Below are 22,484 nucleotides of genomic sequence, written 5' to 3' on the forward strand. Positions count from 1 at the left end.
ACAGGTACGGGAACATCACGTCATGAAGCCCCTCGACCCCCGCCTGCTGCGGCAGGTGCACGCGGCCCGCTGGTACGTGGCGCTCACGGTCGGGCTCGGCGTGGCCGCCGCCGGGCTGATCGTGGCGCAGGCGCTCCTCATCGCCGCGATCCTGACGCCGGTGGTGCGCGGGGACGGCGTGGCCGGGCCGGAGCTGGTGCGCTCCGTCGCGTGGCTCGCGTTCGTCGTCGCGGGGCGCGCCGCCGTCGCCTGGGCCCAGGAGCGGTACGCGCTGCGCGCGGCCGCCCGCACCATCGCCGAGCTGCGGCGCGCCGTGGTGGAGGCGTGGGCGCTGCGCGGCCCGCGGGCGAGCTGGCCGACGGCGGACGGCGGTGGTGTCGCAGGCGGTCCGGCGGCGACAGACGGCGCGGCGCCCGGCAGCAGTACGGCGGACGGCGGCGCGGCGGCGAACATCCCCGCCGCGGCGTCGGGCAACGGGAGCGGGGCGAGCCCCGAGGCCGAGGTCGCGACCCTCGCGACGCGCGGCCTGGACGCGCTGGAGCCGTATCTCGTGCGGTACGTGCCGCAGCTCGTGCTGACGGCGCTGCTCACCCCCGCCCTCGTGTGCGTGGTGTTCGGCCTGGACTGGGTCTCGGCCGTCATCGCGATCGTGACGCTGCCGCTCGTGCCCGTGTTCATGGTGCTCGTGGGGCGGCTGACGGCGGGAACCTCGGAGCGCCGCCTCGCCACCGTGGAGCGGCTCGGCGCCCAGGTGCTCGACCTGGTCGCCGGGCTCCCGACCCTGCGCGCCTTCGGCCGGTCGTTCGGGCCGGGCGAACGGGTGCGCGCGCTGGGCGACGCCTCGCGCAGGGCCACGATGGGCACGCTGCGGATCGCGTTCCTGTCCTCGATGGTGCTGGAGCTGCTCACCACGCTGTCGGTGGCGATCATCGCCGTGGGCGTCGGACTGCGGCTCGTGGAGGGCGCCATGTTGCTGGAGCCGGCGTTGGCGGTGCTGGTGCTGGCGCCGGAGATCTATCTGCCGCTGCGGCGCGTGGGGGCCGAGTTTCATGCGTCGGTGGACGGGGTGGCGGCTGTGGATCGGGCTTTCGCTCTTCTCTCTCGTTCTGCTGGTTCGTTTGGTTCGGTCCGGTCGGAGGGCGAGGACGTCCCTGCGCCGCCTCGCTCACGCTCGCTCGTTCCTCGCTCCCTCCGCTACGGCTTGACGGCGGCGCAGGGACGTCCTCGCCCTCCGACCTCGGCTGGTGACTCGCCTCCTGGGGTGGGTGGCGACAGCGACGCCGATGGTGGGGTGGGTGGCAGGGGTCTGGGGCCGGCGGGTGGGGGCGGCGGTGCAGGGGGTGGTGCGGAGGCCGTGGTGTTGGAGGGGGTTTCCGTGCGGGCTGGGGGGCGGGGGGTGGTCGCTCCTGCCGGGTTGTCGGCTCGGATTCCGCTCGGAGCCGATGGCGCCGGAGGCGCGGGCGGGGGCCGCGGCGGTACGGGTGGGTTGGTCGTCGCGCTGCGGGGGCCCAGCGGTGCGGGGAAGTCGACCGCCGTGCTCACGATCCTCGGGCTGCTGGCACCGGATGCCGGGCGGGTGGGTCTGCTCCTGGGCGACGGCACGTTCCGCGACCTGGCCGACGCGTCCGCCGACGAGCTCGCGGGCTGGTGGGCCGGGCTCACCTGGGTGCCGCAGCGGCCCGCGCTCCCGCCGGGGCGGCTCCGGGACGTCGTGCTGGAGGGGGCCCGGATCGGTGTCTCGGACGCGGACGGCGACCTGGCCCTCGCCGGGGCGGCGCGGTTGACCGGGCTGGACGCCGTCGTCGGCTCGCTGCCCGACGGGTGGGACACCCGCGTCGGGCTCGGCGGGGTGGGGCTGTCCGTGGGGCAGCGCCAGCGGGTCGCGCTCACGTCCGCCCTGCTCGACGACGCGACCGCCCGGCCGCTGGTGATCCTCGACGAGCCGACCGCGCACCTCGACGCGCGTGGCGAGCAGGCCGTGCTCGACACGGTCCGGGCCTGGCGCGACGCCGGGCGGACCGTGCTCGTCGTCGCGCACCGGGCATCGCTGCTCGCCCTCGCGGACCAGGTGATCGACGTCCGCTCGGCGGCGGACCCGACGGACGCGACGGACCGGGCGGACCGGGCGGACTCGCCGGGCTCGTCGGACGCCGCGGACCCGACAGAGCCGGCCACGCCCGCGGGCGGTGCGCCCGGCTCCGCGGACGGGCCGGCATCCGACCTCGCGATCGACCGGGGGACACGATGACCGACCAGCTGACCCGGGAGCCGGCCGGTCCGACCTCCCCCACGCCCGGACCGGGCCGCGATCCGCTGCGGCGCATCCTGCCGCTGCTGGAGGTCCGGCCCGGCAAGGTCGCCGCGGCGATCGCGCTGGGCGTGCTGGCCCTGGCCTGCGCGATCGGGCTCGCCGCCGTCGCCGCCTGGCTGGTCGCCCGCGCGTCGCAGATGCCGCCGGTGCTCACCCTCTCGGTGGCGGTCGTGTCGGTGCGGGCCTTCGGCATCGGGCGCGGCGTGCTGCGCTACTGCGAGCGCCTCGCCTCGCACGACGTCGCCCTGCGGGGCATGGCCGCCCTGCGCGCCAACCTGTACGAGCGGCTGGCCGCGGACGACCGGCCGGTCACCGTCCGGCGTGGCGAGCTCCTGGCGCGGGTCGGGCAGGACGTCGACGACGTCGGTGACGTCGTGGTGCGCGCGATGGTGCCCGCCGGCGTCGCGGTGGTGACGTCGCTCGGCTCCGTGATCCTGCTGGGTGTGCTACTGCCCGCCGCGGGCGTGGCGCTGGCGTTCTGCCTGGTGCTGGCGGGCGTCGTGACGCCCTGGCTCGCCGCGCGGGCCGCGGCCCGGACCGAGGCGCGGGGCGCGGCGGCCCGCGGCGAGGTCACGGCGCTGTCCCTGGAGCTCCTGGAGGAGTCGGCGCCGCTGCGCGTCGCGGGTCGGTTCGACGCGCGGCTGGCCGACCTGGACGCCGCCGACGCGCGTCTGTCCGCCGTCGCCGACGACGGCGCCCGCACCTCCGGCCGCGCCGCCGCCCTGGGGGCGCTGGCCCAGGGCCTCGCGGTGCTGGCGTCGCTGGCGTTCGGGATCCCGGCGGCGCTGGCCGGGACGCTGTCGCCCGAGGCGCTGACGGTGATCGTGCTGACGCCGCTCGCCGTGTTCGAGGCGACCGCGGGGCTGCCCGCCGCTGCGGTCCAGCTGCACCGGTCGCGCGAGGCGGCGCGGCGGCTGCTGGCGCTGCTGCCCGCCGACCAAGCTGACGTGTCAGACACACAGGTCACTCGGGGGATCTGTGCGTCTGACACGTCGGGGGGTGGCGCCGACGCGGCGCTGCTCACCCTCAGTGACGTCGCCGCGGGCTGGCCCGGTGCGGACGGCGGGCCGGTCGTGGCCGTCGAGGGGGTGTCCCTCACACTGCGGCCGGGGTCGGTCGTCGCGCTGGCGGGCGCGTCCGGCGTCGGCAAGACGACCCTGCTGATGACGGCGGCCGGGCTGATCGCTCCCGTGGCCGGCATCGTCGAAAGGTCGGTAGATCGTGAGGTGATCGGCAGCCCGGACTACCGATCACCTGACGGTCCACCGACCGAGCGGGTCCCGGACGCGCTGTTCGTCGGCGAGGACGGGCACGTGTTCGACACCACTGTGCTGGAGAATCTCCGGGTCGCGCGCGGGGACGTCACCGCGGACGAGGCCCGCGAGGCGCTCGACGCCGTCGGGCTGGGCGACTGGCTCGCCGCGCTGCCGACCGGCCTGGACACCGTGGTCGGCACGGACGCGGCGGCGGTCTCCGGCGGCGAGCGCCGTCGGCTGCTGGTGGCGCGGGCCCTGCTGGCGCCTGCCCGGGTGCTGCTCGTGGACGAACCGGCCGAGCATCTCGACGGGCGGACCGCCGACGCGCTGGTGGACGCCGTCGCCGCGCACGCCCGCGCGACGGGCCGCGCGGTGCTGCTGGCCACGCACCGGCTGACGCCGCTGGCCGTCGCGGACGAGGTGCTGCTCCTGGCGGACGGTACCCCGGGCGCACCGGACTCGGCCGGGGCACCGGCAACCGTCGTGGCCCGGGGCCGGCACGAGGACCTGCTCGCCACGGATCCGGCCTACGCCTGGGCGGCCGCGCAGGAAGCCTGACCGCCACGACGCCGGTCGACCATGCACCTGCTGCCAGACGGAACCGCGGCCTGGCAGCAACTGCATGGTCGTTCGCGGCAGGCTCGCACCACCGACCTGCCGACCCGCCGTCAGCCGTGCGCCGCCGGGAGCCGGACCGTGACGCAGAGGCCGCCGCCGGCCCGGGGTTCGAGGGCGAGGGTCCCGTCGTGCGCCTCGGTGATGCTCCGGACGATGGCGAGGCCCAGGCCGACGCCGACGTGGTCGCCGTCGGCTCGCCTGGCGCGTGCCCGCTCGCTGCCGCGCTGGAACGGCTCGGCGAGCGTGGTCACCAGCCCCGCGGTGAGCCGCTCCCCCGTGTTCTCGACCGTGAGCGTCACCCCCTCGGGTGCCGCCCCGGTGCGGACCAGCACCGTTCCGGCGGCGCCGTCCGGCAGGTTGTGGACGATCGCGTTGTGCACCAGGTTCGTGGTGAGCTGCAGCAGGAGCGTCGGTGACCCGGTCGTGGGGGCGACGTCGCCCGTGGTCTCGATCGTGACGCCGCGCCGGCCGGCGAGGGGCAGGAGCGTCTCGGTGGCCTCCTCGGCCAGCAGGGACAGGTCGATGCGTTCCGGCGTGAAGGACCGCTGGTCGGCGCGGCTGAGCACGAGCAGGGCCTCGGTGAGGTCGATCGCCCGGGAGTTGACGGCGTGCAGCCGCTCGACGAGGTCGCCAGGGGCGCCGTCCGGGTCCCTGCGGGCCACGTCGAGGAAGGTCTGGGTGATGGCCAGCGGGGTGCGCAGCTCGTGGGAGGCGTTGGCGGCGAACCGGCGCTGCTCCGCGACGTGCGACTCCAGCCGGGCGAGCATGGCGTCGAAGGCGTCGGCGAGCTCGCGGAACTCGTCCCGGCGGCCGGGCAGGTGGATCCGGTGCGCGAGCGAACCGCCCGCGGCCCGCCGCGTGGCGTCGGTGACCTGCGCCAGCGGGGCGAGCATGCGGCCCGCGAGGAACCACCCGCCCACCAGGCCGAACACCAGCAGGAACGTCATCACCACGAGGGCGGCCGGGACGAACACCCGCGGCCCCCAACCGCCGATGAACACCCGGGGGTTGAGGAGCTCGCGCAGGGTGTCGATGCCGGCCGAGGGCGGGAACCGCAGCAGGAACGCCCACACGACGCCCAGCACGAGGGTGCCGGCCAGCATGAGGAACCCCGTGTAGCTCAGCGTGAGCTTGAGGCGGACGCTCAGGCCGGGCGCCCTATCCACGGCCGGCTTCCGCGGGCGCCGGCAGGTCGATCCGGTAGCCCACGCCCGGCACGGTGGCGATGACCCAGGGCTCGCCGAGCCGTTTGCGCAGCGCCGAGACCGTGATGCGCACGGCGTTGGTGAAGGGGTCGGCGTTCTCGTCCCACGCCCGCTCCAGCAGGTCCTCGGCGCTGACGATGCCGCCGTCGGCGGCCATGAGCACCTCCAGCACGGCGAACTGCTTGCGCGTGAGCGGCACGTACCGGCCGTCGCGGTAGACCTCGCGGCGGAACGGGTCGAGCCGCAGGTCCGCGATCTCCCGCACGGGCGGGCGGTGGTGGGCCCGACGCCGGTCGAGCGCCCGCAGCCGCAGCACGAGCTCGCGCAGCTCGAACGGCTTGGTGAGGTAGTCGTCGGCGCCCAGCTCGAACCCGGACGCCTTGTCGTCGAGCCGGTCGGCGGCCGTGAGCATCAGGATCGGCATGCCGCTGCCGGACGCGACCACGGTCCGGGCGACCTCGTCCCCCGAGGGGCCGGGGATGTCGCGGTCGAGCACCGCGATGTCGTAGGCGTTGACGCTCAGCAGCTCCAGCGCCGTGTCGCCGTCACCCGCGACGTCGGCGGCGATCGCCTCCAGGCGCAGGCCCGCGCGGATGCCCTCCGCCATCTCGGGTTCGTCCTCGACGATCAGCACACGCATGCCCTCGATGCTACGGACCGGCGGTATATCGCGGGCGTATCAAAATTCGCATACACGCCCGCAACGGCCTGCCGCCTTGGCTGGCGCCATGTCCTCCAGCAGACGAGCACCGGCGACGGCGGCCGACCGGCCGGCCGCCACGCAGCCCACCACCGGGCCCTCCACCGCACGCACCGCGGAACCCACGACGCACGGCGCGACCGACCAGCCCCTGGCCGCCAGCGCGCGCGGCCTGACCAAGACCTACGGCCGGGGCGAGGCCCAGGTGCACGCCCTGCGCGGCGTCGACCTCGACGTCCCGCGCGGGCGGTTCACCGCGATCATGGGCCCGAGCGGATCGGGCAAGTCCACGCTGATGCACTGCCTGGCCGGGCTGGACCGCCCCAGCGGCGGCACCGTCGCCGTGGGCGGCACCGACCTCGGGTCGCTCGGCGACGACGCCCTGACGGTCTTTCGCCGCGAGCACATCGGCTTCGTGTTCCAGTCGTTCAACCTGTTGCCGATGCTCACGGCACGCCAGAACATCCTGCTCCCCCTGGAGCTCGCCCACCCGCGGACCGACGACGCCGCCCGCGAGCGCGCGCACGAGCTCGCCGACAGCCTCGGCGTGGCGGACCGGCTCGACCACCGGCCCGCGGAGCTGTCGGGCGGCCAGCAGCAGCGGGTCGCGATCGCCCGGGCCCTGATCACCCGGCCGAGCCTCCTGTTCGCCGACGAGCCCACCGGCAACCTGGACAGCACCACGTCGGCGGAGGTGCTGGACCACCTGCGGCGGTCGGCGCGCGAGCTCGGGCAGACCGTCGTGATGGTCACCCACGAGCCGGACGCCGCGGCGTACGCCGACGACGTGGTCACCGTGCAGGACGGGCTGATCGCCTGATGCGCACCGTCCTGCTGCAGTCGCTGCGCCGCCACCTGCGCCGGTACGTCGCGGCCGCGGTCGCCGTGGTGGTCGCCGTCGCCTTCGTCGTGGCGGTCGGCGTGCTCACGACCGGCGTGCGGACCGGGATCACCGCCGGCGCCGGGTCGCAGTTCGCGGGCGCCGACCACGTGGTCCGGGACCTCGGCACCCAGAACGCGATCACCTACGCCGCGCAGCACGGCGACGACGTCGCCGTCCTCGGCTCGGCCACCCTGCCGCTGCGGGCCGGCGCCGAGCAGGCCCCCGGCAAGTTCGTCGGGAACATCGCCGCCGCGCCGCGGCTGCGCTGGCAGACGCTCGACTCCGGCCGCTTCCCGGAGCGCACCGGCGAGGCCGTCGTCGACGTGTGGACCGCCCAGGACATGGAGATCTCCGTGGGCGACGAGATCACGCTCGGGGCCGGGTCCACCGCCGCCGACCTGCGGGTGGTGGGCATCGTGGCGGCGTCCGCGAACCTGGGCCAGGCCGCGGTCTACGTCACCTTCGAGCAGCTGCTGAACTGGCGCGACGACGAGACCCTCCTGCTCGACCGGGCGGTGGTCGTCGGGGACACCGGCCCGCTGCCCGACGGCGCGACGGCGGTCACGCCCGAGGAGCACGCCGCCGAGAGCATGGCCCAGCACACCAACAACGTGAACGTCCTGTCGCTGCTGCTGCTGGTCTTCGCCGGCATCGCGCTCCTCGTCTCGGTGCTGGTCATCGCGAACACGTTCTCGATCCTCTTCGCCCAGCGGGTGCGCGACCTCGCGCTGCTGCGCTGCGTCGGCGCCACGCGCCGGCAGGTCATGGGGTCGGTGCGGCGGGAGGCCGCCGTCGTCGGGGTGCTCGCCTCGCTGGTCGGGGTCGCGGTCGGCACCGGCGCCGGCTACGGCCTGGTCGCCCTGGTCGACGCGCTCACGCGACAGAGCCCGCTGTCCGCTCCCGCGCAGCTCCCGGGCTGGTGGCTGCTGGGCGGGTTCGCGGTAGGGCTGGTGGTGACGGCGGTCGCGTCCTGGCTGCCGACCCGGCGCGTCGTCCGGATCAGCCCGCTGGCGGCGCTGCGGCCCGACGGCGCCGTGGACGTGCGGTCGGGCGCGGGCCGGAACCGGGTGGCGCTCGGGGCGCTGTTCCTGGCCGGCGGCGTCGTGCTGCTGGCGGTGGCGGCCGTGCGGGACAGCACCGTCAGCATGGTGGCCGGCGGCGGCACGCTGTTCGCGGGCGTGCTCCTCCTCGGGCCCCTGGTGGTCCCGCGGGTGGTGCGGGTCGTCGGGGCGCTGCTCGGCCCCGGCGGGCGGCTCGCCACGGAGAACGCCGTGCGCAACCCCCGCCGGACCGCGACCACCACGGCGTCCCTGCTGGTCGGCGTCACCCTGACGACGGCGGTGCTCACCGGGCTGGCCACCACGCGCGCCTCGGTGGACGCGAACCACGGCACCGCGCACCCGCTCGACGTCGCGCTCACCTCGTGGACCGGGCCTCTGGACGCCGCCGTGCTGGACCGGGTGCGGGCCACGCCCGGCGTGGGCGAGGCGATCGCCGTCGACGGCGTGCTGGTGGACCTGGCAGGGGCCGAGGGCGCCGGATCGGGCGGGGCCGGCCGGCCGCTCCTGCTGCTCGGCGCGCCCGACGCGGATCAGGTCGCTCGCGACGGCGGGGCGTTCGCGCGGGTCGAGCCGGGCACGGTCGCGCTGGACGCGGACGTGTACGGCGAGGACCCGGCGGAGCGGCTGGGCGACAGGACCGCCGGCACGGTGACGGCGAGCGCCGGCGGGGACGGCGAGCACGACGTCGCCGCCTCGCCCGTTCAGCTGCGGGTCACCACGGGCACGGGCTGGGGCGGGGCGGGCATCGTCGCCCCGGAGACGCTGACGGACCTGGGCACGCCGCGGACGTACGCGGTGTGGGTCCGCGCCTCGGCCGACGCCGACCCGGTCGCGCTCCTCGCGGACATGGACACGCTGGCGGACGACATCGGCGCCGACGTCGACAACGGGCTGCGGGCCGAGGTCGCCGACCACCAGATGCTGGGGACCATCACCGCCGCGACGCTCGGGCTGCTGGGCATCTCCGTGGTGATCGCGCTGATCGGGATCGCGAACACGCTGGGCCTGTCCGTGCTGGAACGGGTCCGCGAGCACGCGATGCTGCGCGCGCTCGGGCTCACCCGGCGGCAGCTGCGGCGGATGCTGGCGGCCGAGGCCGTGCTGCTGTCGGTGACCGCGACCCTGCTCGGCACCGTGCTCGGCGTGGGGTTCGCCTGGGTCGGCTACGAGACGTTCGTCCAGGCGGCGCTCGACGCCGCGACCTGGCGCGTCCCGTGGGTCCAGCTCGCCGCCGTCCTCCCCGTGGGAGCCCTGGCGGGGCTCGCGGCCGCCGTCCTCCCGGCCCGCCGGGCGGCCGCCGTCACGCCGACGGCGGCCCTGACCCTCGACTGACGCCGCCGGGCCGCACCACCCCCGGTGTTGACCACAGCGGTTGCTGCCAGGCGGAGGGCCCAGGTGGCAGCAGCTGCTGTGGTCAACACCGGTGGGTCAGCCGGGAGGGCAGCCCCGGGAGGTCAGCCGGCTCGGGTCTCCAGGACTGCCATGGCGGCGGCACGGCCCGGGATGCCGCTCACGCCACCGCCGCGGCGGGCGCCGGCGCCCGCGAGCAGCACCCGCGGGTGCGGCGTCGCCACGCCCCAGCGCTCGGCGGCACTGGGCGCGGACCCGGGGTCGACCCAGGTCGCGGCCCCGCTCCCGGCTCCACCGTCAGCCCCGTGCCGAGCCCCGGTCCCACCCGCCGCACCCGGCGCGTCGGACCCGTGCTCCGCGAACGGCCAGCTCAGGTCGCGGTGGAAGATGTGCCCGCCCGGCAGCCCCACGTCGCCCTCCAGGTCCACGGGGGTGCGCACCTCCAGGCAGGGCGCGCCGTCGGCGTCGAGCGCGAGCACGTCCTCGATGGGCTCGGCCAGCACGGTGTTCAGGGACGCGAGGGTGGCCCTCAGGGCCCGCTCGCGGGCGCCGTCCGGGTCGGCGCGGAAGAGCCGGGCCGGCATGTGCAGGCCGAACAGCGTGATGGTCTGCGCCTCGGTCGCGGCGAGCTCCGGGCCGAGGATCGTCCGGTCGGACAGCGTGTGGCAGTAGATCTCGCTGGGCGGCAGGTCGGGGATGCGCCCGGCGGCGGCCTGCGCGTACGCGTCCTGGAGCTGGGTCAGCGACTCGTTGACGTGCAGCGTGCCGCTGAACGCAGCCACGGGGTCCACGTCGTCGCGGAGCCGGGGCAGCCGGCTCAGCAGCATGTTCACCTTGAGCTGGGCACCCTCGGGCCCTGACCCGGCAGCCCCGGCCGGTTCCGCGGTGGCCGAACCGGAGGCCGCACCCCGCCCGGCCACGGCGAGCAGCCGCTCCAGCTCCGCCGGGGCGCACCCCGCGAGCACGTGCCCGGCGGTCACGCCCCGGGTGCGCCCGTCGGCGTCGGTCCAGGCCACCTCGGCGCCCACGGCCCCGGGGTCGACGGCGGTGACGGTCGCCGAGGTGACGATCGTGGCGCCGGCCGCGACCGCGGCGTCGCGCAGGGCGCCGGAGACGGCGCCCATGCCGCCCACCGGCACGTCCCAGTCGCCGGTCCCGTTGCCGATCACGTGGTAGAGGAAGCAGCGGTTCTGCCGCAGGGACGGCTCGTCGACGTCGGCGAACGTGCCGATCAGGCCGTCGGTCGCGGCGACGCCCCGCACGACGTCGTCGGCGAAGGTACGGCGCAGCACCTCACCGAGCGGCTCCTCGAAGAGCGCGCGCCAGGCATCGTCGCCCACGCCGTCGGCCACGAGGTGCCGCACCGCGGAGCGCGGGAGCAGGGGTTCGGTGAGCGTCGGCGCGAGGCGGCGGGCCACCTCGGCGGTCATCCGGTAGAACCGGCCCCAGGCCTCGAAGTCGGCGTCGGATCCGGTGAGGCGCCGGAACGAGGCGCGCGTGGCGGCGTCGTCCTGCGTGTCGACCAGCAGGCCGCCGTCGGCCACGGGCGTGTACGACGACCAGCGGCGCCGCACGAGGCGCACCGGCAGGCCGAGCTCGTCGACGATCCGGCGCGGCAGGAGCGAGACGAGGTAGGAGTAGCGCGACAGACGGGCGTCGACGCCCGCGAACGGCCGGGCCGAGACGGCGGCGCCGCCCACGTGGTCGGCGCGCTCCAGGACGAGGACCGAGCGTCCGCCGCGGGCCGCGTAGGCCGCCGCGGTGAGGCCGTTGTGACCGCCACCCACGACGACGACGTCGTACCGGGCGCGCAGGGGGTCGAGCAGGGAATCGGGCATGCACGCCATGGTGACACGCGGCACTCATTGCCAGGAACGTTCCATCACAAGACGGTATGTGACCTAATCGTGACATTTCCGCAACGGACGAGTACGGTCGATCTCGCCGCTCCAGAAACGGGGAGGTCCAGGCCCGGACGCCGAATCCTGTCACCGGTCCTGAGCAGCCAGAACGTGACAGGGGCGGGGGAACCAGGTAAGCCGGGCACGCGAGTGTCCTCGGGGTGAAGCCTCCTTGTGAGGCCGGGTGATCGCTCTCCCCATCCGAACCCGACAGCTCACCTCGTAGGCGTCCGAGGAGATCACTGGTGACCGTACTCACCGACCGCACCCACGACTGGGCGGACGACCAGGCAAACCGACCCAGCAACCGGGGGCGGCACCGCGCCGAGGGCCCCGCTCTCACCCCCTTCACCGCCCTGACCCAGACAGCAGCCGAGAATGCCGCCCGTACCGGCGCCATCGCGGTCGTCACGTCCGGCATGCTCGCGTCGGTCTTCACCCAGACCGCCCACACCGCGCCTGCCGAGTCCCACACCCAGACCACGCTCGCCAACAAGACGTTCGACACCAAGACCCGTGCGGGTCTCGCCGAGAACCTCGTGACCAAGGTCCAGGTCGCCCACGACGCCGACTTCCAGGCCGAGCAGGGCCACGTCACCGTGACCCCGTACGCCGAGACCGAGGCCGGCATCGCCGAGGCCAAGGCGAAGGCCGAGGCCGAGGCTCGCGCCAAGGCAGAGGCGGAAGCCAAGGCGAAGGCCGAGGCGGAGGCGAAGGCCGCCGCCGAGGCTGCCGCGGCAGCGGCCGCCGAGGCCGAGGCAGCCGTGGCGGCAGCCGCCGAGTCCTCTGCGGACCTGGGGCAGCAGGCCGTCAACCTCGCCCTCGAGTACGTGGGCGTGCCCTACGTGTGGGGCGGAGCCTCCCCCAGCGGCTTCGACTGCTCCGGGCTCATCCAGTACGTCTACGCCCAGCTCGGGGTCAGCCTCCCGCACAGCTCGGCCTCGATGTCGACCGTCGGCTACCAGGTCTCCGCCGCGGAGGCCCAGCCGGGCGACATCGTCTGGACGTCCGGCCACGTCTCGCTCTACGCGGGCGACGGCATGGTCGTCGAGGCCCAGCAGGAGGGCGTCCCCGTGCACTACACGGAGATGTGGCAGACCAACCCGGTCTTCATCCGGGTGACGGGCTGACGCCTCCCGCGTCGCACTTCGGGGCGCCCGTCCGGCTTGCCGAGGTTCCTCCCTGGCAAGCCGGACGGGCGCTCTGCTTCGTGTCCCGGTCGGGTAACGTCCCCGGCGTGAAGATCCTCGTACCGGACGTGCCCTTCGACCTCGACTTCCCGTCCCTGCTGCCCGACGGCGGCGCCTCCTTCGCGCCCGGCGGCACAGACACCGTCGCCACCTACGCGATGAACGAGCCGATCCCCGCCGAGCACACCGACGCCGAGCTGCTCGTCACCTGGTCCAGCCCGCCCAAGATCGTGGCCGACGCCGCCGAGCGGCTGACCGGCCTGCGCTGGGTGCAGCCCCTCTCCGCGGGACCGGACGTCGCGCTGCGCTCCGGGTTCGCACCCGACGTGGTCATCTCCTCCGGGCAGTCCCTGCACGACGACACCGTCACCGAGCACGCGCTGGCCCTGATCCTCGCGTCGGTCCGCCGGATCGACGTGTCCCTGGCCGCGCAGCGGGAGCACCGCTGGGCCAAGGAGATCGCGTTCGCCCAGGCCGACGGCGTCACCGGCCGCGAGTACTCGCTCGACGGCGCGCGCGTGACGATCTGGGGCTTCGGGTCCATCGCGCTACGCCTGGCACCCCTGCTGACCGCGCTCGGCGCGCAGGTCACGGGCGTCGCCTCGCGGGCGGGCGAGCGCTCCGGCTACCGGGTGGTCGACGCCGCCGGCCTCGACGCGCTGCTGGCCGAGACCGATCTGCTCGTCTCGCTCCTGCCCGCCGTGCCTGCGACGCGGCACATCCTCGACGCCCGGCTGCTCGGCCTGCTGCCGCCGTCCGCGCGGTTCGTGAACGTCGGCCGCGGCGCGACCGTGGACGAGGCCGCGCTGGAGGACGCCCTGCGCTCCGGGCGGCTGGCCGGCGCGGCGCTCGACGTCATGGAGACCGAGCCGCTGCCCGCCGACTCGCCGCTGTGGGACGTGCCGAACCTGATCCTCACGCCGCACGTCGCGGGCGGCCGGCCCCGCGGCGCGGCCCGCTTCCTGGCCGAGCAGCTCACGGCCTGGCGCACGGGCGGCGACCTCCGCAACGTCGCGACCCGCCCCTGACGCCTCGTCGAGTGCTGGGTAGGTGTTGCTCCGAGCGCTTGGAACCAACACATACCCAGCACTCAACGGTGCGGGGCGGGCGGTCAGAGACCGCGCGGGCGCGGCTGGCAGACCGGGCAGCTGAACGACGACCGATTCATGAACGCGTCGCGGCGCACCAGCGCACCGCAGCGGCGGCACTCCTCGTTCTCCCGGCCGTACACGGCGAGCGACCGGTCGAAGTACCCCGACTGGCCGTTGACGTTGACGTACAGCTCGTCGAAGCTTGTGCCGCCCTGGGCGAGCGCCTCGCGCATCACCTCGGCCGCCGAGTCCAGCACGCGGCGCACGTCCGCCGCCCGCAGCTTGTCGGTCGCCCGGGCCCAGTGCACCTGCGCTCGCCACAACGCCTCGTCGGCATAGATGTTGCCCACGCCGGACACGACCGTCTGGTCCAGCAGCGCGCGCTTGACCTGTGTCCGACGGCGGCGGAACCGGCCCACCAGGGCGTCCAGGTCCAGGTTCGGGTCGAGCAGGTCGCGCGCGATGTGTGCCACCGGCTCGGGCAGCACGGGCAGGTCGGAGCCGTGGCCGGCGGGAACGCTCGGAGCCGACGGAGCTGATGCGGCCTGCGGAGACGCCGTGCGCGACGGCGCAGTGATCGGCCGCCGAGCGCCCGACGTCGCGGCAGCACTCGCCCGGGGCGCGCTGCCGTCGGGCACGAGGTCCTGGACGCTCAGGTGCCCGAAGGTCCGCTGGTCCACGAAGTCGAGGTACCGCGCGCCGGAGGGGGCGCCCTCCAGGTGCAGGCGGACCCGGAGGTGGGGGTGCTGCCAGTCGTCCGCCGCGTCGGCGGCACCGGTCGGGATCCGGGCGGGCTCCTCGCCCGGGGCCGCGGTCGGCACGGCACCGCGCACGAGGAGCTGGCCCGACATCCCGAGGTGCGCCAGCAGGGCCGCGGCGGGGCGGGGTTCGGCGGGGGTCGCGGGCTCGGCGGGCTCGGCCGCCGGGGCGGGGTTCGCCGACGGGGCCGCATCGGGCGCCGGCGCCGGGGCCGAAGCCGAAGCCGCGGCCTCGGGCTCCGTCAGCGGCAGCCAGAGGAACTTGCCGCGGCGCACCGCGGCCGCCAGACGCTGTCCGGTGAGCTGGTCGCGGAAGGAGTCCGGGCCGCCGTCGTGCCTGCGGACGCTGTACTCGCGGAAGACCTCGACCTCGCGCACCACGGCGCCCACGACGAGCCGGTCGAGACCGTCACGGACGGTCTCGACCTCGGGGAGCTCAGGCACCGGCGGCCGGCGCCTTGCTCGCGTCAGACTTGCTCGCGTCCGGCTTGCTCGCGGGAGCCTTGTGCGCGGCCGACGCGTCGGCGCCGTCGGCCTTGTCGGGCAGCGGGAACTTCTCCAGCAGGGCCCGGTAGGTCTCCTCGGCGGCCCCCTGCTCGGCGTGCTTCTTCGCGGTGCCGGAACCCGACCCGTAGGTGACGCCGTCGATCACGACGGTCGAGTGGAAGACCCGCGCGTGCTCCGGCCCTTCGAACGTGGCGATGTAGTCCGGCGAACCGAGACCGCGCTCGGCGGACGCCTCCTGCAGCGAGGTCTTCCAGTCGAGGCCCGCGCCCAGCCCGGCGGCGACGTCGAGCGTCGGGTCCACCAGCCGGTGCACCAGCGCGCGCGAGGTCTCCAGGCCGTGCGACAGGTACGTGGCGCCGATCAGCGCCTCGACCGTGTCGGACAGGATCGAGTCCTTCTCGAAGCCGCGCGTGCGGATCTCGCCCTTGCCGAGCAGCACGTACTTGCCCAGGCCGAGAGTGCGTGCGATCGCGGCGAGCGCGCGCTGCGACACCGTGGCCGCGCGCATGCGCGCCAGGTCGCCCTCCGACTGGTCCGGGTGACGCCGGTACAGCGCCTCGGTGACCACCAGCCCCAGCACCGTGTCGCCCAGGAACTCCAGACGCTCGTTGGTGGGGATGCCCCCGGCCTCGTGCGCGAACGACCGGTGGGTCAGTGCCAGCACAAGAAGCTCGGGGTCCAGATGGACCCCGAGCTTCTCGAGCAGCGCGGTAGGTTCCGGCCTCGCCGGGGCCGTCCCGCCCTTGGCCACGTCAGCCCGCGTGAACGGTCTTCAGGGCGTCGCGGTAGGTGCGACCCTTGTAGGTACCGCACGTCGGGCACGCCGTGTGGGGCAGCTTGTTGCCCTGGCACTGCGGGCAGGTCGTGAGGGTCGCTGCGGTGGTCTTCCACTGCGAGCGACGCGCACGGGTGTTGCTGCGCGACATCTTGCGCTTCGGAACAGCCACGGCTAGCTCTCTTTCGTCTCGTCCGACACGCTCGTAGGTTCGAGCATGCTCTGTAGCGCCGACCAACGAGGGTCGACCACGTCATGGTGATGACCGGGGTCATCCGCCAGGCGGGCTCCGCACTCGGAGCACAGGCCCGGGCAGTCCTCCCGGCACAACGGTTGAAATGGTAGTGCAGTCACGACCGAATCCCGAAGCGAGGGCTCCAGGTCGGCCATGTCGTCCTCCAGCACGGACTCCTCGTCCTGGACGTCGTCGTCCCCCGCCTCGGCCGATGCGGCGGCCTTCTCGGGATAGGCGAACAGCTCGGTGACGTCGACCGTGAGCTCACGGGAGATGTCGTCGAGGCAGCGGCTGCACTCGCCCTTGACCGTGCCGCGGACGGTGCCGGAGACCAGCACGCCCTCCATCACGGACTCGAGCCTCAGGTCCAGCTCCAGGTCAGAGCCTTCCGGGATACCGATCACGGCGGTGCCGAGGTCCGACGGCGCCTGCACGGTCAGGCTGTGCGTACGCATCGTTCCGGCACGCCGAGAGAGCTCGTGCGTGTCGAGCACGAGCGGCGAGTTCGGTTCGCGGGAGATAACAGGCTCCGATGAGGGCAGAACGAGGACAGCGTCCGGATGGACGATGAGGGGGGTGGACCGGCGCTCAGCCACGAAGGTGACTCAAGCCAGGGACCAAAAAGCAATCCTACGACATGGAACGGGCGTCACGCGCGCCCGTGCGGGGTGACAGGGCTCACGAGCCCGCGGCAGGCTGTCCCAGCGCGGCTCGCAGGGCCTCCGTGACTCCCGCCGGGACCAGGTCGTCGACCGGCCCGCCGTGCCGCACGATGTCCTTGACCAGCGACGACGCGACGTGCGCGTACCGCTGGTCGCCCGGCAGGAAAATCGTCTCGACGCCCGAGAGGTGCCGGTTCATGAGGGCCATCGGCTGCTCGGCGTCGAAGTCCCCGCCGCCGCGCAGGCCCTTGACGACGGCGACCGCGCCGATCTCCCGGCAGAAGTCCACCAGCAGCCCGGGCACCACGGCGACCCGCACCCGGGCCAGCTCCGGCTCGGCCTCGGCCGCGGACGCCAGGGCCGCGCGCACGAGCCCCGCGCGCGTCTCGAGGTCCAGCAGGCCGGACTTGCCGGGGTTCTTCGCGACGCCAACCACCACGTCGTCGAACATCGTGGTGGCGCGGCGGACCACGTCGAGGTGGCCGAGCGTGATGGGGTCGAACGAGCCGGGGCAGACGACGGTGGTCACGCGCCCACGCTATCCGACGACGCCGGGCCCTCGTCCCCGGGCGTGGTGTCCGCGGGCGTGGTGTCCCCGGGCGCGGCGTCCCCGGGCGCGGCGTCCGTCGGCTCCGCGTAGTAGACGGCCGTCTCGCCGTAGTCCTTGCGCGCGAACGGGGCCAGGCCGTCCGGCCAGGCAGGCTCCGGGGTGCGGGTCGAGCGCTCGACGACCACGACGGCGCCGTCGGCGAGCACTCCCGGCGTCGCGAGGTGCGTCAGGACGACGGCGAGGTCGTCCTCCGCGAGGTCGTAGGGCGGGTCGAGGAAGACGAGGTCGAGCCCGCCGACGCCGCCGCCCGGGACGGCCGTAACGCCGCCCGCGCCCGCCGCACCGCCCGCGCCCGCCGTGCCCGCAGCACCGCCCGCCGCGCGCGCCACGCCCGCCGCACCGGCGACCCGGCCCGCCAGCGCGGCCGCGAACCGCTCGGCGCTCTCCGTGGTGACGCGCACCCCGGTCAGGCCGAGGGCGGCGACGTTCTTGCGCGCGACGTCGGCCGCGGCGCGCGCGCTGTCCACGAGGGTCACCGCGACCGCTCCGCGGCTGGCGGCCTCCAGCCCGAGCGCGCCGGAGCCGGCGTAGAGGTCGAGCACGCGGGCGCCGTCGAGCACGTCGAGGTGCTCCAGCCGGGAGAAGATCGCCTCGCGGACTCGGTCGCTGGTGGGGCGGGTGCCCTTCGCGGGCACCGCGATGGACCGCCCGCCCACCGATCCCGCAACGATCCTGGTCACGCCCACGACCCTAACCCGCCCGCCGAACCGTTGAGTGCTGGATATTTGCCCTTCTGGCACACGAAAAAGGGCGAATATCCAGCACTCAGCGGTTCGGGCGGGGGCTGGGGGGTCAGGACCAGGGGGTGTCGACGTAGGCGACGACCGGGAGGTGGTCGCTGGCCGTGCGGGGCAGGGCGCGGACCTCCGTCACCGTGGCGCCGCGGGCCAGGACGTGGTCGATCTGCGCCACCGGGAACACCGCGGGATAGGTGAACTCGAACCCGGTGGTCGGCGCGGTGACGAGGTTGGTCAGCGGCGCGATCGCGTCGTCGGCCAGCACCGCGTTCAGGTCCCCCGCAACGATGACCGTCTCGGTCTGCTCGGCGTCGACCGCATCTGCGAGCCGCTGCCCGCTCGCGTTGCGCAGGTCCGTCTCGAAGCCGCCCGTGCCGAACCGGACGGACGGGAGGTGCGCGACGAACAGCGCGACGCCCGCGCCCTCGCGCTGGATCACCACGCGCAGGCAGCGGTCCCAGGACGCGTCGACGCCCTCGGGCCGGATGTCGACGGCCTGGGCCCCCTTGAGCGGGTACCGGGACCAGATCCCGACGGTGCCCTGGGTCTCGTGGTGCGGCAGCGTCTCCGCGAACGCCTGGGTGAACTGGTCCGCCGTCGTGTCGGACACCTCGGTGAGCGTCACGACGTCCGGCTCGGCCGCGAGCAGCACCTCGGCGGTGCCCTCGACGTCGGTGTTGGTGTCGCTCACGTTGTGCTGCACCACGGTCAGGTCGCCCGGCGCGGCGGCCTCGGCACGGATCTGCGGCAGGAAGACCCAGATCCAGGCCGCCAGCGGCAGCAGGACGGCGAGGACCGCGAGCGCCGACCGCCGCAGCAGCGCCGCGAGGATGCCGAGCGGCACCGCGAGACCGAGCCAGGGCAGGAAGGACTGGACGAGGCTGCCGAGGTCTCCCCAGCGGTTGGGCACGTACTCGTGGGCCACGAGGAGCAGGGCGGCGAGGACGGATCCGAGCGCGAGCAGCCTCCCGCGCTGCCACGCGGTCTTCGCGGGCCTGCCCGTGTGGATCGCGTGCCTCGCATCGACCGTCACGGGCGGGGACTCTATCGGTTGTATGTTTCGGGCGTAAGGAGTGAGTCATCCCGTTCGTGGTAGGCCTCGACCCGGCACCGCCGTCCGACCAGGTCAGACCGGTCAGGCACCGTCAGGTGCGCTCCAGGAACTCTTCCTGGTCCTCGTCGAGCTGCGCGCGGATGGCGCGCGCCAGCTCTGGGAACTCGGTGAGATCGGGGGACGCCGCCACGACGTCGGCGGCCGCGGTGCGGGCCTCCTCGATGAGCCCGGCGTCCTTGACCACGCGGAGCAGGCGGAGCGAGCTGGCCCGGCCGGACTGCGCGGCGCCGAGCACGTCACCCTCGCTGCGGAGCTCCAGGTCGAGGTTGGCGAGCTTGAAACCGTCGGTGGTCTGCGTCATGGCCTCCAGCCGGGCGAAGGCGGGTGTGCCGGGTTCGGCGTCGGAGACCAGGAGGCACAGGCCGGGGTCGCTGCCGCGCCCGACCCGGCCGCGGAGCTGGTGGAGCTGGGAGATGCCGAACCGGTCGGCGTCGAAGATCACCATGGCCGTGGCCTCGGGGACGTCCACGCCCACCTCGACCACCGTGGTGGAGACCAGCACGGGTGCCGCCCCGGAGGCGAAGGCGGCCATGGCGGCGTCCTTCTGGTCCGGCGGCATCTGCCCGTGCAGCACACCGATCTCGATCCCGGCAAGCTCCGGCCGCGAGCGCAGCTCCTCGACCACCTCGAGCGCGGCCCGCAGCGGCGGCCGGTCCGCGGCGCCCGCGGCGCCGGGGTCCGCGGGGTCCAGGAACTCCGGCACGTCGTCGAAGTCCTTGGCCGGGACCTTCGGCTTCTGGCCGTTCTTCTCGTCGTTCTCCTCGTCCGGGTGGATCCGCGCGCACACGACGTAGGCGCGGCGGCCGGCGTCGACCTCCTCGCGCACGCGGGCCCAGGTGCGGTCGGTCCAGCGGACGTTCCCCGCGGGAACCGCGACGGTCGTGATGCCCGCGCGCCCGGCCGGCACCTCCGTGAGGGACGACGTCTCCAGGTCGCCGAACACCGTCATCGCGACGGTGCGCGGGATGGGGGTAGCGGTCATGACCAGAAGGTGGGGCGACACGCGCCCCTTGGCGCGCAGCGCGTCCCGCTGCTCGACACCGAACCGGTGCTGCTCGTCCACCACGACGAGGCCCAGGTCGGCGAACTGCACCTGCTCCGACAGCAGCGCGTGCGTGCCGACCACGATGCCGGCCTCCCCGCTGGCGGCCTGCAGCAGCGCCTCCTTGCGGGCCTTCGCGCCGAGCGAGCCGGTCAGGAGCGCCACCCGGGTGCTGGCGCCCGCGCGCTCGGCGCCGAACAGGGTGCCGCCGTCGGCCAGCGGGCCCAGCAGGGCGCGCAGGGTGCGGGCGTGCTGCGCGGCGAGCACCTCGGTGGGGGCGAGCAGGGCCGCCTGGCCGCCGACGTCGACCACCTGGAGCATGGCCCGCAGCGCGACCACCGTCTTGCCGCTGCCCACCTCGCCCTGCAGCAGCCGGTGCATCGGGCGGGGCCGGGCGAGCTCGGCCGCGATCTCGTCGCCGACCTGGCGCTGGCCGTCGGTGAGCGCGAACGGGAGGGACGCGTCGAAGTCCGCGAGGATGCCCCGCTGCCCCGCCGGCAGCGGCGGCCGGGCGGTCGCGTCCTCGGCGGCGGTGCGGGCCCGCCGCTGCGCGAGCGCGGCCTGCAGCACGAACGCCTCCTCGAACCGCATCCGGTGCCGGGCCTGGTACGCCTCCTCCAGCGTGGCGGGCCGGTGGAGGCTGCGCAGGGCGGCGGCCCGTCCCGGCAGGCCCTGGCGCTGCCGCACCTCGTCGGGCACCGGGTCCGGCACGTCGGCGTCGGTCAGCGTGTCCAGCACGACGCGCAGCGCGCCCTGGACCTTCCAGCTCGGGATGCCCGCGGCCGCCGGGTAGATCGGGATGGGCTTGGTGGCGTGCTCCAGCAGCGCCTCGTCGCTGTCGAGGTCGGACTCCTCGCCCATCAGCGTGAAGTCCGGGTGGGTGAGCTGGCGGGTTCCCCGGTACAGGCCGACGGTGCCCGTGAACAGGCCCTTCGCGCCCGGGACCAGGCGCTTCTCGTGGTTGTAGAGCGAGCCGCGGTGCTTGCCGAAGAATGTGAGCGACAGGCGGCTGGTGCCGTCCGTCACCACCACCTCCATCAGCGCCCCGTTGCGGTTGCGCATGGGGCGCACGGTCGCCTGCTCGACCCGCGCGAGGATCGTCACGTGCTCGCCCACCTCGAGGGCCGCGATGTCCGTGAGCGCGCCCGGGTCGGCGTACCGGCGCGGGTAGTGGCCCAGCAGGTCGCCCACGGTCGTCAGCCCCAGCTTGCCCAGGGCGGTCGCGGTCCGTTTGTCGAACGCGCGCTCCAGTCGCTCGTCCACCCGTTCGCTCATGCGTCCACCTCCGGCTCCGGCGCGACGGTCTCCGCGCCGAGATGCACCCCGTCGCCCGGGCGGCCGGTCGACAGGACCACGAGCTCGGCGTCCGGCGCGCACCCGCCGAGAGCGGCGGCGAGCCCGTCGGCCAGGTCGCCGGGCACTCCGGCGTCGAGCAGCGCCGTCACCACGATGGTGCCCGGTCCGGCAGCCTGCTCCAGCACGTCGACGGCGGCCGCGGCGGATGTGTCGTGGACGGTCAGCCCGGCGAGGGCCTCGCCCACGACGGCGTGCGCGTCGACGGGGTCGCCGGCCTGGTCCGGCAGTCCGACCGGCAGCAGCGTGCCGAGCGCCGCGAGCGCCACGACGGCGTGCACGTCGGTGGCCGACGGCACGGTGATCAGCTCGTCGACGTCGAGCGCACCGGTCCCCGCGGTCACCCCGGGTGCCCCCAGGAGCAGCACCCGCCGGGCACCGGTCGAGGCGGCGGCCCGCTCGACGTCGTCGGCCACCAGGTCCTCCACGGTGGCGCCGACCCCGCCCGTGAGGAGGACGACGGCGCCCGCGTGCGCGAGCTCTCCGGCCAGCCCGGGCGCCGACGTGGCGGCCACCACGCCCCACTCGTGCTGGCCGGCCGCCGCGAGGTGCCGCACGTGCACCTGCGCGAGCGTGCCCGTCCGTGCGGCGTCGGCCGCGATCGCGAGCGCCCTGTCCAGGTGGTCGGTGTGCACGTGGGCCTGCCAGACCGCCGTGCCGGTACCCGCGTCCCCGCCGACGACGACCACCGAGTCGCCCACCTCGGCGAGGGCGCCGCGCAGCCCGGCGGCAACCGTGTCGGCCTGCTCACCGGCGGGGCCGGTGAGGACGAACATGAGCTCGAGGGCGCCCGAGCCGGCACCGTGCGGCTCGGCCTCGCCGCCGGGCGCCGACGACAGGGCGTCGCCCGCGCCCGGCACGCGCGGCAGCGCACCGGCGTCGAGAAGCTGGTCCAGGGTCACGGCGTCCATGCTGCCGCGCACCACTGACACTCCGCCTGCGTCCGGGTCGCCGAGGGCCGGTCCGCCGGCTCCGGCCGCACCGGCAGCCGCGACGACGAGCGCGTCGAGCACGAGGACCAGGCCGAGCGCGCCGGCGTCGAGCACGCCCGCGGTGCGCAGCACGTCGAGCTCGTCCCGGCTGGCCCGCGCGGACGCCCGGGCCGCGGCCGCCGCGGCTGTCACC

At 75.1% G+C, this 22,484-nt stretch carries 18 protein-coding genes and 1 riboswitch; of the genes, 6 read left to right on the forward strand and 12 right to left on the reverse strand.

The window, feature by feature from the left end; translation table 11 throughout:
* Positions 1–22: 22 nt before the first annotated feature.
* The gene (locus QRN56_RS27300) at positions 23–2,248 is read left to right on the forward strand and encodes an ABC transporter ATP-binding protein/permease (protein WP_285108624.1); all 2,226 of its coding nucleotides are present in this window, start codon (positions 23–25) and stop codon (positions 2,246–2,248) included.
* Positions 2,245–4,125: a thiol reductant ABC exporter subunit CydC gene (cydC, locus tag QRN56_RS27305; protein WP_285108626.1), complete on the forward strand. Its 1,881-nt coding sequence runs from the start codon at positions 2,245–2,247 to the stop codon at positions 4,123–4,125. The genes QRN56_RS27300 and cydC overlap by 4 nt, the downstream gene beginning before the upstream one ends.
* A gap of 110 nt (positions 4,126–4,235) precedes the next feature.
* Here cydC and QRN56_RS27310 read toward each other — a convergent pair whose 3' ends face one another.
* Together QRN56_RS27310 and QRN56_RS27315 are read right to left on the reverse strand one after the other, a co-directional pair.
* Entirely contained in the window at positions 4,236–5,351 is a 1,116-nt protein-coding gene (locus tag QRN56_RS27310; protein WP_285108627.1) for a sensor histidine kinase, read from the reverse strand.
* Entirely contained in the window at positions 5,344–6,030 is a 687-nt protein-coding gene (locus tag QRN56_RS27315) for a response regulator transcription factor (RefSeq protein WP_285108628.1), read from the reverse strand. The genes QRN56_RS27310 and QRN56_RS27315 overlap by 8 nt, the downstream gene beginning before the upstream one ends.
* An 88-nt stretch (positions 6,031–6,118) precedes the next feature.
* Between QRN56_RS27315 and QRN56_RS27320 the strand changes: the two genes are divergently transcribed.
* A complete protein-coding gene (locus tag QRN56_RS27320; RefSeq protein ID WP_285108630.1) occupies positions 6,119–6,910 on the forward strand; it encodes an ABC transporter ATP-binding protein in 792 nt (263 codons plus the stop codon).
* Positions 6,910–9,366: an ABC transporter permease gene (locus QRN56_RS27325; protein WP_285108632.1), complete on the forward strand. Its 2,457-nt coding sequence runs from the start codon at positions 6,910–6,912 to the stop codon at positions 9,364–9,366. Before QRN56_RS27320 ends, QRN56_RS27325 begins: the two co-directional genes overlap by 1 nt.
* Before the next feature lie 122 nt (positions 9,367–9,488).
* Here QRN56_RS27325 and QRN56_RS27330 read toward each other — a convergent pair whose 3' ends face one another.
* A complete protein-coding gene (locus QRN56_RS27330; RefSeq protein WP_285108634.1) occupies positions 9,489–11,222 on the reverse strand; it encodes a phytoene desaturase family protein in 1,734 nt (577 codons plus the stop codon).
* A gap of 155 nt (positions 11,223–11,377) precedes the next feature.
* Positions 11,378–11,529: riboswitch (cyclic di-AMP (ydaO/yuaA leader) on the forward strand.
* 1 nt (position 11,530) lies between these two features.
* Between QRN56_RS27330 and QRN56_RS27335 the strand changes: the two genes are divergently transcribed.
* Positions 11,531–12,415 carry a C40 family peptidase gene (locus QRN56_RS27335; protein WP_285108636.1) on the forward strand — a complete coding sequence of 295 codons (885 nt, stop codon included), beginning with the start codon at positions 11,531–11,533 and terminating at the stop codon, positions 12,413–12,415.
* A gap of 107 nt (positions 12,416–12,522) precedes the next feature.
* Positions 12,523–13,503 carry an NAD(P)-dependent oxidoreductase gene (locus QRN56_RS27340; RefSeq protein WP_285108638.1) on the forward strand — a complete coding sequence of 327 codons (981 nt, stop codon included), beginning with the start codon at positions 12,523–12,525 and terminating at the stop codon, positions 13,501–13,503.
* 83 nt (positions 13,504–13,586) lie between these two features.
* Here QRN56_RS27340 and QRN56_RS27345 read toward each other — a convergent pair whose 3' ends face one another.
* From QRN56_RS27345 to QRN56_RS27385, 9 genes are all read right to left on the reverse strand, one after another.
* The gene (locus QRN56_RS27345) at positions 13,587–14,768 is read right to left on the reverse strand and encodes a DNA-formamidopyrimidine glycosylase family protein (RefSeq protein ID WP_285108640.1); all 1,182 of its coding nucleotides are present in this window, start codon (positions 14,766–14,768) and stop codon (positions 13,587–13,589) included.
* Complete coding sequence (gene rnc, locus QRN56_RS27350) at positions 14,761–15,582, reverse strand: ribonuclease III (RefSeq protein WP_285108642.1); 822 nt, start codon at positions 15,580–15,582, stop codon at positions 14,761–14,763. Before rnc ends, QRN56_RS27345 begins: the two co-directional genes overlap by 8 nt.
* Before the next feature lies 1 nt (position 15,583).
* On the reverse strand, positions 15,584–15,778 hold the full coding sequence (gene rpmF / locus QRN56_RS27355; protein WP_108495103.1) for a 50S ribosomal protein L32: 195 nt from the start codon (positions 15,776–15,778) through the stop codon (positions 15,584–15,586).
* 2 nt (positions 15,779–15,780) lie between these two features.
* Positions 15,781–16,335, reverse strand: coding sequence for a YceD family protein (locus tag QRN56_RS27360; RefSeq protein ID WP_285108654.1), 555 nt, complete (start codon positions 16,333–16,335; stop codon positions 15,781–15,783).
* Between the two features lie 184 nt (positions 16,336–16,519).
* Positions 16,520–17,032, reverse strand: a complete 513-nt coding sequence (gene coaD, locus QRN56_RS27365; protein WP_285108644.1) for a pantetheine-phosphate adenylyltransferase — start codon at positions 17,030–17,032, stop codon at positions 16,520–16,522.
* Positions 17,029–17,793 (reverse strand): RsmD family RNA methyltransferase, encoded by a 765-nt coding sequence (locus QRN56_RS27370; protein WP_285108645.1) that lies wholly within the window; start codon positions 17,791–17,793, stop codon positions 17,029–17,031. The genes coaD and QRN56_RS27370 overlap by 4 nt, the downstream gene beginning before the upstream one ends.
* Before the next feature lie 112 nt (positions 17,794–17,905).
* A complete protein-coding gene (locus QRN56_RS27375) occupies positions 17,906–18,883 on the reverse strand; it encodes an endonuclease/exonuclease/phosphatase family protein (RefSeq protein ID WP_285108646.1) in 978 nt (325 codons plus the stop codon).
* A 112-nt stretch (positions 18,884–18,995) separates the two neighbouring features.
* A complete protein-coding gene (locus QRN56_RS27380; RefSeq protein ID WP_285108647.1) occupies positions 18,996–21,281 on the reverse strand; it encodes an ATP-dependent DNA helicase RecG in 2,286 nt (761 codons plus the stop codon).
* Positions 21,278–22,484 (reverse strand): fatty acid kinase subunit FakA-related protein (locus tag QRN56_RS27385; protein ID WP_285108649.1); only part of this gene is annotated, 1,207 nt, incomplete at its 5' end. The genes QRN56_RS27380 and QRN56_RS27385, both read right to left, overlap by 4 nt.

Origin of the sequence: Promicromonospora sp. MEB111 (assembly GCF_030209445.1) — a bacterium.
Taxonomy (GTDB): domain Bacteria; phylum Actinomycetota; class Actinomycetes; order Actinomycetales; family Cellulomonadaceae; genus Promicromonospora.